12 protein-coding genes are annotated in these 14,435 nt (G+C 41.9%); 6 read left to right on the top strand and 6 right to left on the bottom strand.

Annotated elements, in window-relative coordinates:
• The first annotated feature begins 337 nt into the window (after positions 1-337).
• The 4 genes from AAEO56_RS12510 (at position 338) to AAEO56_RS12495 (ending at position 5,462) form a co-directional block, all read left to right on the top strand.
• The gene (locus AAEO56_RS12510) at positions 338-484 is read left to right on the top strand and encodes a (2Fe-2S) ferredoxin domain-containing protein (RefSeq protein WP_341697404.1); all 147 of its coding nucleotides are present in this window, start codon (positions 338-340) and stop codon (positions 482-484) included.
• Positions 485-511: 27 nt separating this feature from the next.
• Complete coding sequence (locus tag AAEO56_RS12505) at positions 512-1,972, top strand: aminoacyl-histidine dipeptidase (protein ID WP_341697403.1); 1,461 nt, start codon at positions 512-514, stop codon at positions 1,970-1,972.
• A gap of 210 nt (positions 1,973-2,182) precedes the next feature.
• The gene (locus AAEO56_RS12500) at positions 2,183-3,226 is read left to right on the top strand and encodes a hypothetical protein (protein WP_341697402.1); all 1,044 of its coding nucleotides are present in this window, start codon (positions 2,183-2,185) and stop codon (positions 3,224-3,226) included.
• A complete protein-coding gene (locus tag AAEO56_RS12495; protein WP_341697401.1) occupies positions 3,186-5,462 on the top strand; it encodes a hypothetical protein in 2,277 nt (758 codons plus the stop codon). Before AAEO56_RS12500 ends, AAEO56_RS12495 begins: the two co-directional genes overlap by 41 nt.
• On the opposite strand, the gene AAEO56_RS12490 is transcribed toward AAEO56_RS12495, so the two are convergent.
• The 5 genes from AAEO56_RS12490 to AAEO56_RS12470 all read right to left on the bottom strand — a co-directional run bounded on the left by AAEO56_RS12490 (position 5,463) and on the right by AAEO56_RS12470 (position 9,146).
• Entirely contained in the window at positions 5,463-6,029 is a 567-nt protein-coding gene (locus tag AAEO56_RS12490; protein ID WP_341697400.1) for a pentapeptide repeat-containing protein, read from the bottom strand.
• 73 nt (positions 6,030-6,102) lie between these two features.
• Positions 6,103-6,612, bottom strand: a complete 510-nt coding sequence (locus tag AAEO56_RS12485) for a DUF6265 family protein (RefSeq protein WP_341697399.1) — start codon at positions 6,610-6,612, stop codon at positions 6,103-6,105.
• Positions 6,613-6,686: 74 nt separating this feature from the next.
• Positions 6,687-7,205 (bottom strand): DUF6265 family protein, encoded by a 519-nt coding sequence (locus tag AAEO56_RS12480; RefSeq protein ID WP_341697398.1) that lies wholly within the window; start codon positions 7,203-7,205, stop codon positions 6,687-6,689.
• Positions 7,206-7,398: 193 nt separating this feature from the next.
• Complete coding sequence (locus tag AAEO56_RS12475) at positions 7,399-8,214, bottom strand: helix-turn-helix domain-containing protein (RefSeq protein WP_341697397.1); 816 nt, start codon at positions 8,212-8,214, stop codon at positions 7,399-7,401.
• Positions 8,215-8,243: 29 nt separating this feature from the next.
• Positions 8,244-9,146: an NAD(P)/FAD-dependent oxidoreductase gene (locus AAEO56_RS12470; RefSeq protein WP_341697396.1), complete on the bottom strand. Its 903-nt coding sequence runs from the start codon at positions 9,144-9,146 to the stop codon at positions 8,244-8,246.
• Between the two features lie 155 nt (positions 9,147-9,301).
• Here AAEO56_RS12470 and AAEO56_RS12465 point away from each other — a divergent pair, with 155 nt between their 5' ends.
• Together AAEO56_RS12465 and prfA are read left to right on the top strand one after the other, a co-directional pair.
• Complete coding sequence (locus AAEO56_RS12465; RefSeq protein ID WP_341697395.1) at positions 9,302-9,679, top strand: Fur family transcriptional regulator; 378 nt, start codon at positions 9,302-9,304, stop codon at positions 9,677-9,679.
• A gap of 306 nt (positions 9,680-9,985) precedes the next feature.
• Positions 9,986-11,059 (top strand): peptide chain release factor 1, encoded by a 1,074-nt coding sequence (gene prfA, locus AAEO56_RS12460; protein WP_341697394.1) that lies wholly within the window; start codon positions 9,986-9,988, stop codon positions 11,057-11,059.
• A 573-nt stretch (positions 11,060-11,632) separates the two neighbouring features.
• On the opposite strand, the gene AAEO56_RS12455 is transcribed toward prfA, so the two are convergent.
• The gene (locus AAEO56_RS12455; RefSeq protein ID WP_341697393.1) at positions 11,633-14,287 is read right to left on the bottom strand and encodes a S1 RNA-binding domain-containing protein; all 2,655 of its coding nucleotides are present in this window, start codon (positions 14,285-14,287) and stop codon (positions 11,633-11,635) included.
• Positions 14,288-14,435: the final 148 nt, after the last annotated feature.

The following is a 14,435-nucleotide window of genomic DNA, read 5'->3' as shown; positions in this document are numbered from 1 at the left end:
TTTTGATCAAAATTTGAGGCAGGAAGTTCCGCAAAGATGCCCAAAGAAAACGCAAAGACGCGCAAAGCCTATAAGTAGAGAAGGGCGCAAAGTAATTCTGCTCTGCCAGAACGTAGTCTTTGTGAACTTAAAAATGCATGAATTTTTCTTTGTGAAACTTTGTGTCTTCTTTGCGCATCTTTGCGGTATAGCCTATTTTTGTCTTGGTAAACAGGATAGCCCAATGAAAAAGATCGATGCGCCGGAAAGGGTTATTTTTATTTGTGACGGCAAGAAATGCAGCCGCTATAGCAATGAAGTTTAGAAAGGGTTCAGGCACCTGATAAAAGAGTACGGAATGAAACGCGATGTCGAGCTGACCTGCATGGAATGTACAGATAATTGCAAAACCGCCCCGAACATTTGCCTGCAGCCGCACAACGTATGGATAGGCGAGGTAGAGGAGAAGGATGTGAAGGATATTTTTAAGAAGTATATTTTATAATAAGAACTAAACAACAAACAAACATAAATGAGCCAGGAAATTAGGAACCTTGAGCCAAAAGCGCTCTGGAATAAATTCGCCGACCTTAATGCGGTGCCCCGCCCTTCGAAAAAAGAGGAAAGGGTCATCGCGTTCATGAAAGACTTCGGGAAGAAATTAGGATTTGAGACCATTGAAGACGAAGTGGGCAACGTGATTATTAAGAAGCCTGCCACCAAAGGCATGGAGAACCGCAAGACTATCGTGATGCAGAGTCATCTCGATATGGTGCACCAAAAAAACTCCGATACTGTTTTCGATTTTGATACGCAGGGTATCGAAATGTATGTGGATGGCGACTGGGTGCGTGCCAAAGGGACAACCCTTGGTGCCGATAACGGCCTTGGCGTAGCAACCATCATGGCGATTCTCGAAAGCACCGATATACCACACCCGGCTATCGAGGCGCTTTTTACTATTGACGAAGAAACCGGAATGACCGGCGCGATGGGCCTTAAAGGTGGCTTATTGAGCGGTGAAATATTACTGAACCTTGACACGGAGGAAGACGACGAAATAGACATTGGCTGTGCCGGTGGGGTAGATGTTACTGCCGAAAGGGGATATGAGGAAGAGGAAACCCCTGAGAATTCGGTTGGCTTTACGATAACGGTGCGCGGCCTTAACGGTGGTCACTCCGGTATGGATATCCATAAAGGGCTTGGTAATGCCAACAAGATCATGAACCGCCTGCTGTTTGACGGCTTTGAGAACTTCGGCCTGCAGATATCGGAAATAAATGGCGGAAGCCTTCGCAATGCCATCCCGAGGGAGAGCGTAGCCAAAGTAATCATTTCAGAGATATTTGATGAGGCTTTTGTTTTCGATATGCAACAAACCATTGGCGATATCCAGACAGAATTCAAAACCACCGAGCCAAACCTCGAAATTATTATCGAAAAAGGCGAAACCCCAACTAAAGTTATGAACCTTGGCGTGCAGGAAGGATTGACGCGTGCGCTGTATGCCGCCCACAATGGCGTGTATCGTATGAGCGCCGATATCGCCGACCTGGTTGAAACATCCAACAACATTGCGAAGGTTATCGTGAAAGACGGGAAGCTCCATGTAGGCTGCCTTACGCGTTCGTCTGTAGAGAGCAGTAAGTTTGACCTGGCCAATGCATTGCGTTCGGCATTCGAGCTTATTGGCTGCGAGGTGGCTATCACAGGTTCGTACCCGGGCTGGACACCGAATGTAAATTCGCCTATCCTTGACGTATTGACCGACATCTACGAAAAACAGAACGGCAGCAAAGCCAATGTAGTGGCCTGCCATGCCGGACTGGAATGCGGCATCCTTGGGACGAACTATCCGGGAATGGATATGATCTCCTTCGGGCCTACCATCAAAGGCGCACACAGCCCCGACGAAAGGGCAAGCATTAAGTCGGCACAGAAATACTGGAAGTTCGTACTGGAGATACTGGAGAATATTCCTGTAAAGTAACGTAGTCGTTCAAAAGAAAAGTTACATTGAGCGCAGTCGAAATGCGGCATTTTCTTTTTTCGAAAACTTCTCAACTGCGCTCGAAGTGACAGAACATATAGTAAAAAACCTGTTTAGAAATAAACAGGTTTTTTTATGAAAATAATTGAAGTAAAACATATACATTTAACAGACTTTTGCGTTACCTGACTATAATCCTTTTCCTTACTGATGAAACCCACATTTTTGCTGCTCTTAGCAGCACTTTTGCTAATATCCTGTTCCCACAACAAGACAGAAAATGTTGAACGGGCATTTTATTACTGGAAAAATACTTCCTGGAGCCTGTCGGGTAAGGAAGACACGCTCCTGAAATCTGTCGGGGTTAAAAAACTGTACGTCAAATTTTTTGAAGTGGAAAAAGATGACGTTTTTGGCAGTGCACCCACGGCAAAGACGGGCTTCCATCTTTATGAAGCCGATAGCAGCATTACGGTTGTGCCGGTTGTGTACATCCGCAATGAAGTTTTTAAGAAATGTACCAAAGGCAGCCTGGATACCCTTGCCGGCAATGTGGACTTCCTGATTGCAAAATATACCAATGACAGGTTTCATAACTCAAACGACGGATCGGCAATGGATATCGCCGAATACCAGATGGACTGCGACTGGACGCCTTCTACTAAAGACAATTACTTTTATTTCCTCAAAAAGCTAAAGGCGTTATCAGGAAAAAAACTAAGTTGTACACTGCGGCTGTATCCGTACAAATATCCCGATAAGATGGGCGTTCCACCGGTAGACAGCGCCATGCTGATGTGCTACAACCTGATTCATCCGTTGGATGACAAAAAGAAGAACTCGATACTGGATATCGACGAGCTCGAAAGCTATTTAGATACAGATAATAAATACCCGCTTCACCTGGATATTGCATTGCCGGTCTATTCCTGGATGCAGGTATTCCAGAATAACAAATTCTCCGCGATATTGTACAGCAGCACGATGACGGGGAAGAACTTCAAAAAGATCGATAACCTTTGGTACCAGGCTGTAAAGGATACTGTGATCGATGAGGTTTTCATCCGGAAAGGCGACAGGATAAAGCACGAAGGCGTAACTAAAGAAACCCTTGAGGAGGCCATTACAGCAATAAAAAAGAATGTGACTTTCGATAAAACCATTACCGTATCACTTTTTCACCTTGACGAACAACAATTAAAAAGCTACAGCCATGAAGAATTTTCCCGTATTTATACTGCTTTTACTGAGTAGCTTTTCGCAAAGCGTCAATGCCTGTTGGTATTATCCGGAAGGGGATGAGGTGCGGTATTGCTTTTTTAATTCGTTTACTGGAGATTATCCGCAGTATTCGATGTTCAATTATACGTCATCTGCTTTTGCCGATAGCCCGCCTTCGAATTATAGATCCCTTGCAGGCGACGACCCGAATATTATGCTGTGGGTAAAGTACTGCAACAACAAAGTTTCAGCCGAAAGTGCCGAAGAAGCGGTTTATGGACTGGGGGCGATAAATATCAATAAAAATTCGCAAAATCCTATGCTGCGCTATCTCTACGGCATAAAGGATTTTGAGGCTTTGGAGTACCTGAAATTTGCCAAAACTGTTGAAGGCTTTAATGAATATTATGAGAATCCGTGGGAGCGCGATGAGGATATTGTTTTCCCCAAGCGCCAGGGAAAGATAAGCCTTGCGCTTAATAGGGCGAAGCAGGTAAAAAATACGGCTATCAGGTCACGGTATTATTTCCTTGCGATACGCATGGCCTTTTACAACAGGGATCATGTAACGTCCAAAAAAATATATGACGATTATTTCGAAGGGAAAAAGCACAACGACATCATTGACTACTGGAGCCTTTACTTCCATATAGCAGGCGAGAAGGATACTGCGCTGCAAAGCTATTATGCCGCAATGGTGTTTGCCAATGCGCCCGATAAAAGATTCCAGGTGTTCTATTATTTCAATAAAGAACTGCCCATTGCCAAAGTTTTGAAATACGCCAAAAACAAGAAGGAGATCGCGGCCATATATACTATGTATGCCATTCGGAAAACGGATTATGCGCTCGAGGGGCTCAGAGGAATATATAAGTATGACACCAGTTCGGATGCATTGGGCTTTTTGCTGATGCGCGAAATGAACAAGCTGGAGGATTGGATATACACGCCCTACTATTCCTACTTCAGCCCGATGCTTTATGCGGATTATGAAAATCAGCAGACTACTAAACTCCTTATGGAACGTGTGGCCGACGACAGGGAATATGCCGCGAAAGTGTTGCAGTTCATTAATTCGGTGGATTTGAATAAAGTCCAAAACCCACAGGTATTTAAAGCGGCCAAGGCCTACCTGCTGTTCATGGTTAAGGATTACAATGCCTGCCTGGCGTTTATCGGGACTTTGAAAAAAGAGGCAGCTAATGATAAAGGCTTTGCACATCAGCTGCTATTAATAAAGTCGTTATGCCTTACCGCTAACCAGGCAAAGGGAAGCGCGGTAATTCCCGAAACCGTGAAAGCTATACTTATGGGCGAATTGAGCAGCACTAATGCAAAGTTTGTTTTCGCCATTGGCCGTGAGCTTGAATATCTTGGCAATACTACTGATGCCGCATTGCTGTATTCGCGAATGCGGGGGTACGATGTCAACTGGAAAGCGAAGGACCAGCATTCCCCTTATTACGATGATTATTACAACTATTACTTCGAGTATCTGGATGGCGTATATTCGACGTCCGCTGTTAAAGCGCTCATCACAGACTTAAAAGGGAAGCGGAGTACTGATGATTTTTCTCAATGGCTCTATAAAGATATGGACGACCTGAACGGCCTTTATGAGCTATTGGGCACAAAATACATCCGTATCAACAAGCTGAAAGATGCACTGGCTGCTTTTGATAAAATGGCACCTGATAGCCGTACTTCAGGTTACCTTGACAATAATCCTTTCTATCAGATCAAATACACGCCTGATTTTACAGAAAGAAGGGATAGCATACAGCTTACCAAAGCGGATATTACGAAACATCTGATTCAATATATCGCTAAAGGTGCCGACCCGAAAGAGAAAGACCGGGATTACTATAATTTCCTGGCAGCCAACTGCTATTATAACATGACGCAGAACGGCAACACGTGGTACATGCGGCGTTATACCTGGTCCAGCAGCGAACTTACCAGCGGACTACCGGATGAAGAGGAGTTTCACGACTGTAATTATGCGAAATACTACTATATACAGGCTTATAAATCAGCTAAAACGAAGAAATTCAAGGCGTTGTGCCTGAGGTATGCGGCCAATTGCGAGCGTATGAAACTTATGTATCGCTACAATAACGAGACAACGGAGGAACACACTGATATAAACAAGCTGTTGTACAGCAATATTTACTATAAAAAGCTTAAAAAGAAATACCCGTCATATTGCAAAGACTTTGATGATTCATCCTGCATGCATTTCAGTGAATATTTCAAAGCAAGAAGGTAGTTACTCAATATCAATATTGTATTTATTCAAAAGTCCCGGAACACCCTGTAGTGAGAACTTTGCCTTTTTGATGCGGTTGGCTTCAGGCTCGATGGAATAATTAATTGCAGAACGGAAATCAGCCTTTTCAAGCAGTGTATTGTCGAATATCGCGTGGGCAAGGTCACAGCCATCAAAGCTTGCTGAAGTAAAATCGGCTTCGGTAAAATCGGCTTCCCTAAGGCTGCATTTGATAAAACGTGTGCCTTTCAGCTTTAGCCTGTAAAATGAGGCGAGGTCTAACTGGCACTCCGAAAAGCCAAGCGTAATAAGGAAAGGATCACTTACGCTGAAATTAAGCCCCAGCATCTTGCAGTTGATGAACAAGACTTCCTTAAAAGCAGTACCCTTACTATTGGCATTGCTGAGGTTGCAGCCCTCAAAGCGGCATTGCGTAAAAATGATTCCGGTGAGGTTGGCATCATTAAACAGGCAGTCGGTAAAAGTGCAGTTGTCATACTCGGCATAGGGCAGGGGATTTGCAGTATAATCCTGTTTTGTATAAACTATATCAGTAATTAATTTCATAGGAGGTTATTGTGCTGTAAAAATAGCAAAACCCTGCCATAAGCAGGGTTCGTAGTAAGAAGAAAAATTGATCTTATTGTCGTTTCATCGCAGTTTCATTAGAGATCGGTTTGCCTTCAACGACCCGCGATGTTTCAATTACCATATTATAATCATCCGTTTTTCGGTATGTTATCTTTTTAGGTTTATCCTTTTTTGGGTTTTCAAATACGACTTGTGTATCAGTTGAGCTTACCATTTCATAAGAAACAGGCCCTTCACTGTCGGATATTGTTAAGGATAGTTTTTTTGCTGACTCCTGAAGCTCCAACTTGTGATGTACTGTATCTGTACCGCCAAGCACAATATAATGATTTCCATTGTAAGTTGAGTCGTTGGCTTTTTCCCAATTTTCTGATATTGTTATTCTTCCAGTAGTCCTACCCCATTTGCCGATAAGCCAGTTCGTTTTTTCCAGTTGAGAATAGTTTTTAACCTCCTCTTCATGTTTCGGTTCAGGGGTCTCGCTTTCTTTTTTGTTATTGCATGAGAGCATTGTACCACATAAAAATGCCGCAGATAAAAATGTAATTGCTTGTTTCATTGTTATTGATATTTTTATTGCTAAAAATATATTTTTTTCAACAAAAAATAGAATAGAACCTCAATAATTTATTGCTATTGCTTCTTCATCGCGAACGTTTCCATTGCCGGCTTGCCTTTCTGTATCCCCGAAATCTCTGCAACAAGCGAATCATTATTGATCTTGTTGTAGGTTATCTTATTTGGATAATCGTGCTTTGGATTTTCGAATACCATTTGGTTTTCAGTGGCTGAGGTCACTTCGAAAGGCACTGGTGCTTCATTGTTCTGGCCTTTTACACTAACAATATAGGTTAGTTTTCCATTGGTTTCTGCCAGGTCGATATATTCTGCAAAAACAGTGTCTTTACCAATAACAAAGAAAGACTGCCCTTTATATACCGAATCGTTTTCCTTTTCCCAGCTTTCGCTCAAAATACCTTCGGGTGTTGTGTTGCCCCAGTTGCCGACAAGCCAGCTGGCTTTCTCAAGCTGCGGATAGGTCTTTGCAACGGGAGTTTCTGTCTGAGTAGTTTCCGGCTCTCTTTTGCCGTTGCACGAAAATATTGTCCCGCATACTACAGCAGCTGATAAAAATGTAATTGTTCTTTTCATGATTGTTTATTTATGTGCTGCAAAGATGTACTTTGGATAAATGGCAAAATTGTAAAAAAGCGACATTGGAATTTTACCACAAGGAACACAAGGTTTTTCACTATAGACACAAGGCTTTATGTGAGTTTCAAGATGACCCTCTGAGTAAGCACGTTCCGGCTCCCTCTCCTTTGGAGAGGGTTGGGGAGAGGCCTTATTCAAAAGTAAAATGTTTCACCATCTCCAGGTTCTCCGAGAAATACTGCTTCGGGTTCAGCCCTGTAAATTCCTTAAAGTCCTTTATAAAATGGGCCTGGTCATAAAACCCGCCGTCATAGGCCACATTGGTAAAATTGGTGAACTCCTTTTTCTCAATAAGCTGCAATGTATTTTGGAACCTTATAATACGGGCAAGCATCTTTGGCGAAAGCCCTACAGCGGCAATAAATTTACGCTCCAGCTGGCGTTTGCCGATCTCAAGCTCATCGGCGAGCTTGTCGATGCTTACGGTACCTTCGCTTTTCAGCATGGCATCTACACAGTATTCCACATCGCTGTTGTCAAAAGAGACAGCTTCAAGCTTCTTTAAAAGGAAGCTTTCTATAATTACAACCCGTTCTTCATTGTTGGCAGCGCCCAGCATTTCTTTTTCGAGGAGAGTACCGTCTTCGCCCCAGATCTCGCGTACATCTACAGAAATGTCTGTAAAGTCCTGCACTGGGGTATCGGTAAAAGGCTTTAGCCCTGCCGGATTGAAACGTACACTAAAAATACCGATAACACCTGTCGATTCTACCTCAATAAATGATGTTAGCTGCCCATGTACAAAACTCAGTGGCTGTGTTTGTGCGTTATTGATCTCGTCATACGTCCGGAACAGCCCGCTGTAATGGAATATCAGTTCGATACAGCCATCAGGGAATATCCTGTGACTTTCGGGTGCCTGCACATCATCACCGCTTTCAAGGCTCCAGTAATAACGCACCTGTTTCGATAAGGCATCAGAAGGAGTGTAAACTTTATAATCCATAGCTTATAAAAAAGCAATAATACGATATTTTAAAACACCTCCATCGCCAGTTCGGCATTGATGATAGCCCCCGCCTTCATCCCCGAACCGACAGCTACCGCAACCGCCCTTTGGCCGCTAGTACAATCGCCCGCCGCATAAACACCGGGTACATCCGTCCGCTGCATCTCATCTACCTGTATCAGCCCAAACTCATTAATGGTACAGCCTAATGTTTCAGGGATATCAGTATGCTGCACCGTGACGGGTTTCGAATAAATGGCTTCAATGCCTTGGCTGCTGCCATCTTCAAAAATAATACTGTTTACATAGCCTTCTGTATGCTCCAGTTTCGTTACCACTTTTTCACTAATGATGATGTTGTTCTTCTCAAGCTTATCCCGCTGCTCTTTCGTAAATCCGGCTTTGCCATTGGTAAAAATACTGAGGTCGTCCGTCAGTTGCGAGACCAACAGCGCATAATGATAGGCAGTATCGCCATTGGCCAGAATACCGGTCTTTTTACCTCGTATCTCATAGCCGTGGCAGTAGGGGCAATGCACCACCGACTTCGCCCAGCATTCCGCAAAGCCTTCGATATCCGGCATAATGTCTTTTACACCCGTTGCGATCAGCAGTTTTTTACATAAAAGTACAATTCCGGATTCGGTCATAATTTCAAAGCCATTCATGTCTTTTTTTGCAGATGTCACAGTTTCGACAGCGAATTTTACAGTAGGGTAGGCGAGTACCTGTTCTTTGGCTTTCGCCGAAATTACCGCAGGGGTTTCGCCATCGTGCGTAATAAAGTTATGCGAATGTGGCGTAAACCGGTTACACGGCTTCCCGTTGTCAAGGATGAGTACACCACGCAATGTCCTGCCCAGTGCCATTGCCGCCGATAATCCGCTGTAACTACCGCCTATGATAATAACGTCGTATCTGTGTTTCATATTTGTGTTTTAATAAAGATATATTGTTGATATTGTCACGTTTGAGTAAGCACGTTCCGTCTCCCTCTCCTTTGGAGAGGGTCGGGGTGAGGATAAAATTATTTTGGTAAAGATAAATTAAATTCGTATTATTGCAACATAATTGCATTAATAAAATGAAAAGACGTAACACACCCGCAAAAAGCACCATCCTCAGCTTGCTGAAAAATGCCGGCAACGCCCTTAGCCAGGAAATGATAGAGGCCGAAGTGAAAGGTGAAATGGACCGCGTGACCATCTACCGGGTGCTCAACAGCTTTTGCGAGGATGGCGTTACCCACCGTATCCTCAGCGATGAAGGCAAGTATTACTTCGCGCTGTGCATGGACTGCCACGATCATGAGCATCACACGCACGACCATTTCCATTTTAGGTGTGTGGGCTGCCAGAAGGTAGAGTGCCTTGAAGAGCAGGTTACGGTACAGTTGCCGCAGGGCTACCGGAAGGAAAGCATTAGTAGTTGGGTAACGGGGTATTGTGCTGCTTGTTCTTAGGTTTTAAGAACTACCACAGAGTTTCGCCGAGGAGACACAGAGATACACCAAGTAATTTTTGAGTTTGCGCATTGCGCGAGCACACAGAGCAGGATGTTATTACAATGCCGCTCAGTGCTCTCTCACCAAAGGTGATAATCTAAAAAAAGGCCTTCGTGCATCTCTGTGCCGCCTCAGTGATACTCTGCGGTATAGCTTTAGAGTGCAATTTGTGGCTAAGATTCACGCTTTTAATGATTATAAACAAACAGTGCAGGATTGGAACAATTTTTGTAATTTTGCACATCGAAATAAGGAGAAAGAAAAATGTTAGACAGGTTACAATTTATAAAGCAGCGTTTTGATGAGGTGTCGGACCTCGTTATCCAGCCGGATATCATTGCCGACCAAAAGCGCTATGTACAGCTGAATAAGGAATATAAAGACCTTAAAGGGCTTGTGGAAAAACGTGAGGAATACCTTAACGTGACCGGCAACCTTAAAGAGGCGCAGGAAATCATTTCCGATGGCAGCGATGCTGAAATGGTAGAAATGGCCAAAATGCAGCTGGATGAGGCAAAAGAAAGGCTTCCGCAGCTGGAAGAGGAAATCAAGTTCATGCTGATACCTAAAGACCCTGAAGACGCCAAGAACGTAATGGTCGAGATACGTGCCGGGACCGGTGGCGACGAGGCCAGTATATTTGCGGGCGACCTTTTCAGGATGTACACCAAATACTGCGAAGGCAGGGGCTGGAGAACCAGCGTGGTAGATATGAACGAAGGTACATCGGGCGGTTTCAAGGAGGTTATCTTTGAAGTTACAGGCGAAGATGTATACGGCACCCTTAAGTTTGAGGCAGGCGTACACCGCGTTCAGCGTGTGCCGCAAACCGAGACACAGGGACGCGTACACACGTCGGCAGCTACTGTTATGGTGCTTCCGGAAGCGGAAGAGTTTGACGTACAGATCGACATGAACGATGTACGTATCGACTTCTTCTGTTCGTCAGGTCCGGGCGGGCAGTCGGTAAACACGACCAAATCGGCCGTACGTATGACCCACGTGCCTACAGGGCTTGTGGCGCAATGCCAGGACGAGAAATCGCAACATAAGAATAAAGATAAAGCGCTACAGGTTTTACGTTCCCGTCTGTACGAAATGGAACTTGCCAAAAAACAGGAAGAAGATGCCGCAAAACGCAGCTCGCAGGTAAGCAGCGGCGACCGCTCGGCCAAGATACGCACCTACAACTATTCGCAGGGCCGTGTAACCGACCACCGTATCGGTGTAAGCCTTTTCGACCTCGACGGCTTCATGAACGGCAACATCCACAAACTGATCGATGAGCTTCAGCTAGTCAACAACACAGAGAAGCTAAAAGAAAGCGAAGTATATTAATAAGGATCCCGATGCAAATCGGGATTTTTTTTTGCTCTGTCGGGACGTCCGTGTCATTTCGACCGCAGCTTGCGGAGTGGAGAAATCTCGATTTAATGTTATCTGTTAAATGGAACGCGGATGAAACGGATCTGGGCGGATCTTCACGGATTTACATCGCGGCCGTCATTGCGAGGCACGAAGCAATCTTTCTTCCGGCATGAGTGGCATTGCTTTTTTTGGCGTGCCGGCTCCGTGCCTCCGCCATCGGGCTATCGGCTTTATCTGCTCTGTGCCTTCGCAGGATATCGCCTCTATCCCTCACGCGCACGGATGCGAGGATATTAACGTTTCCTGACTTCGACATGAGTGGTGTTCCCCCTTCGGGGGTTAGTGGGCTTAAGCGCTTGTTGCTATACGACGGTCCTGTGCTCTCCCGCCTTAGCGGGACATCGCCTTTATATGCCTCCACAAGCTAAGGCAGGATACCGGCTCTGTCATTGTTTGGGGGAGGGAAGGTTCAGGGGTTTTAGGACTTTAATTGAGAAATACTGGCGAAAACATATTGTTTGTGCCGGGTGTGTTTGGCATTGCTTATTTAAATTTTATATTATATCGTTTGTGATCAGGTTTATATTGTTTGATAATAACTTGTACTTCTTGTCCAATATGGTATATATTGTCATCGTAAAAATTTTCATTCTCAATATCACTTATATGTATAAATCCACTTATTTTTTTATTGTCTAAATTACAAATTAGACCATATGCTGTAATTTTAACAATTTTTCCAACCACTTCATCTCCTTTAGCATATTTTGGCAAATTGCTTTCACTGGTATATCCTTTAAATTCAGAAAATGATTTAAGTTTAGCTTCAATATTTTCGAAATCAAGGGGTGGTTTATATGCGTCTTCTGATAAAAATTCTTGTTGCACTACAAAAAAGTTATTATTTACATCTTTTAAATATCCAATTAGATCTTTTGAATTTTCTAAAGTAGTTGAGATAGAAAAATGATGATCTTTAGTTTTATTACTTATACGTTTAGCAATTTCTATTGCAATAGTTTCTTTTGAATACCAAACATCTTCAGAACAAGCACTTAAATAATCCATATTGTTCAAAAGTTCTAAATGAATAAACCCTGTAGAATTAATTGAAATTAACTCTTCATAATTTAAAGAATCTTCTTTTTGTGATTCCGATATAATTAATCCGTATTTAGTCATGTAACGTAAGTCCGCTAACAATCTATCTGCATTATGACCTAATTTAACCAAGTCCTTTATTACATCATTTACTTGCCAAAAACCAGTAATTCCACTAGGACCTTTTATACGATTCCTGCTACTAAGCCATTCAAGAATATTAATACGTAAAAATGGATTTGGTAAATCATCCCCTGGATCAGAGTAAAATAAATTTTTAATTCTGGCATTTGCGTCATTATAGTACATTTTATTTCCCCTAAGTAAAACTCTACTTATTATATGATTACTAATTTCGTAATTACCTTCATTATGTTTCATTTTAACTATCTCCATTTCAGGAATATGCCCACTTTTACAGAAATCCAAAAAGATTTCCATTCCCTTTCTTATATCCCTTCCAGCCAATCCAGTAATTAATTTTTTAAAGAAATTATTTTGAAATAGTGATTTCAAAATGCTTTTTAAGTAGAAAATTTCGTCCGTTGAAGGATAGTGTACCCTGAATCCATTGGGTAATGTATAATAGTTACCAGCTTTATCCTTATCACTAAGGCGATCAGCATATCTAATTCTGGAATAAATAACTTTTTCCAATGGTGGAGGATTAATTCTAAAAATCAAATCTTTTACTACTGTATCTAACGGTTTTTGATTTCTGTAATGATCGAAAGTTGTCTCTCTTAATGGCAAAAAAACTATTGTTTTAATACTGTCTTTAAGCCATGTAGCTACCTCAAACATCAATAGCTGTTCCTCTAAATTACGTTTATCACAATTGTCTAATACTATTATTAATTCTTTTCCTTTATTATGAATAAAATACTTAATGTAACTCTCTAATGTCAAGTCAATGTCTCCTCTCCATTTTATTATCTGTTCAAAAAGTTTTTCATTGTATGTGTCTGAATCTTTTTTTAAGAGTTTCCCCGCCATTTTATCGAAGGCTATAAAATTGTCCTTGTAAACTTCTTTAATTATATCGGGATCGTCTAAATCAATTGTACTCTGAGAATTAATGATGTTTTCACAAATATTGTTTTTAAGCCAGGTGTAAATCTCAATATTATTTACGGGGGCAGCATTTAAATCTAGACGTATCCAAGCTAAACTCTTAGAAACTGCATCATCAAGTGCTATTTCCTTTAAATACGACATAAATGTCGTTTTCCCCGAACCCACACTTCCGATTAATAGTAATAGCTGATTATTATATTCACGAGCATTATTTAATTTTAATGTGATTTCCTTTGGGGTAGTGTTATCCTCAATCTCGTTAGCTTCTATAGCGGATGGACTAATCTTTTTTCTAATGAGCTTATCAATTGGGTCAACATGCGATAAGTGTTTGTCGACTTTCACATATGCATTTCTAACAATATCTTCTCTCTCCGCTTCTTCCGTAGGATTAAAAAGATGCCTATATTGTATAGAAATTGTTTCGCCGAAAGTGTTTTTTATTTGTTGGTTTTGAATATCTTTTCCTCCCAAAAGATTAATCGGTCGACGATATATAGCACTAGTTTTTAAAGTCTCTTTCAGGTTCTTACTAAGTTTGATGAGTTTGGAGGAACCAAAATTATCTACAAGTTCAGAAAACCCAGCATTACTCATTACCCAATCGTTAACATCTACATCAATGAGAGGCATACTATCCCATGATCCAGCTAAAAGTCTTCTACCGTGGATAGCAATAACTAACCTGCATGGATTTAAATTTTCAGGAAATAACGAGTTAATTTCATGTGCATACATTCTTGCTTCCCTATAACCTTCCTCTAAATCGTCAGAATTGTTTTTAACTTCAACAACCATAAGTGGAAGCCCATCTATCAGTATTACATAGTCAGGATAATATAGCCTTGCTTTTTGGCGCTTTTCAATTTCAAGTTTTCTCAGATTTAATTTACTTTGAATGTGAAAATTATTAAATCCTAAGCCTAAAGGTTCTGGTTTTGAAAGTAGAGATAGAACAACTTTCTGTTCAACATCACTTTCGTTAGTTAAATATTGCTCATCAATATAATATTCGCTCATTTCGAAAATTTTATGCTAATATATTAATTCTCTGGCTTCGTTTTCTGTTAAATAGCATCTTCTTCCATAAACTCACTTTTACCTATTGATATAGATATCTACCTAAATTCATAGTACCCTACCCAAAAACATGCTGTTTAGGAATCAT

Source organism: Flavobacterium arundinis (genome assembly GCF_038289855.1).
Classification (GTDB): domain Bacteria; phylum Bacteroidota; class Bacteroidia; order Flavobacteriales; family Flavobacteriaceae; genus Flavobacterium; species Flavobacterium arundinis.
The sequence above is the reverse complement of the archived record's forward strand: the minus strand, read 5'-3'. Positions and strand labels throughout refer to the sequence as shown.

Excerpts from the sequence above, each read along its gene's own strand:
- prfA (WP_341697394.1), top strand. The coding sequence starts at position 9,986 with ATGTTAGACAGGTTACAATTTATAAAGCAGCGTTTTGATGAGGTGTCG.
- AAEO56_RS12490 (WP_341697400.1), bottom strand. The coding sequence starts at position 6,029 with ATGAAATTAATTACTGATATAGTTTATACAAAACAGGATTATACTGCA.
- AAEO56_RS12480 (WP_341697398.1), bottom strand. The coding sequence starts at position 7,205 with ATGAAAAGAACAATTACATTTTTATCAGCTGCTGTAGTATGCGGGACA.
- AAEO56_RS12510 (WP_341697404.1), top strand. The coding sequence starts at position 338 with ATGAAACGCGATGTCGAGCTGACCTGCATGGAATGTACAGATAATTGC.
- AAEO56_RS12500 (WP_341697402.1), top strand. The coding sequence starts at position 2,183 with ATGAAACCCACATTTTTGCTGCTCTTAGCAGCACTTTTGCTAATATCC.
- AAEO56_RS12485 (WP_341697399.1), bottom strand. The coding sequence starts at position 6,612 with ATGAAACAAGCAATTACATTTTTATCTGCGGCATTTTTATGTGGTACA.
- AAEO56_RS12465 (WP_341697395.1), top strand. The coding sequence starts at position 9,302 with ATGAAAAGACGTAACACACCCGCAAAAAGCACCATCCTCAGCTTGCTG.
- AAEO56_RS12495 (WP_341697401.1), top strand. The coding sequence starts at position 3,186 with ATGAAGAATTTTCCCGTATTTATACTGCTTTTACTGAGTAGCTTTTCG.
- AAEO56_RS12470 (WP_341697396.1), bottom strand. The coding sequence starts at position 9,146 with ATGAAACACAGATACGACGTTATTATCATAGGCGGTAGTTACAGCGGA.
- AAEO56_RS12475 (WP_341697397.1), bottom strand. The coding sequence starts at position 8,214 with ATGGATTATAAAGTTTACACTCCTTCTGATGCCTTATCGAAACAGGTG.
- AAEO56_RS12505 (WP_341697403.1), top strand. The coding sequence starts at position 512 with ATGAGCCAGGAAATTAGGAACCTTGAGCCAAAAGCGCTCTGGAATAAA.
- AAEO56_RS12455 (WP_341697393.1), bottom strand. The coding sequence starts at position 14,287 with ATGAGCGAATATTATATTGATGAGCAATATTTAACTAACGAAAGTGAT.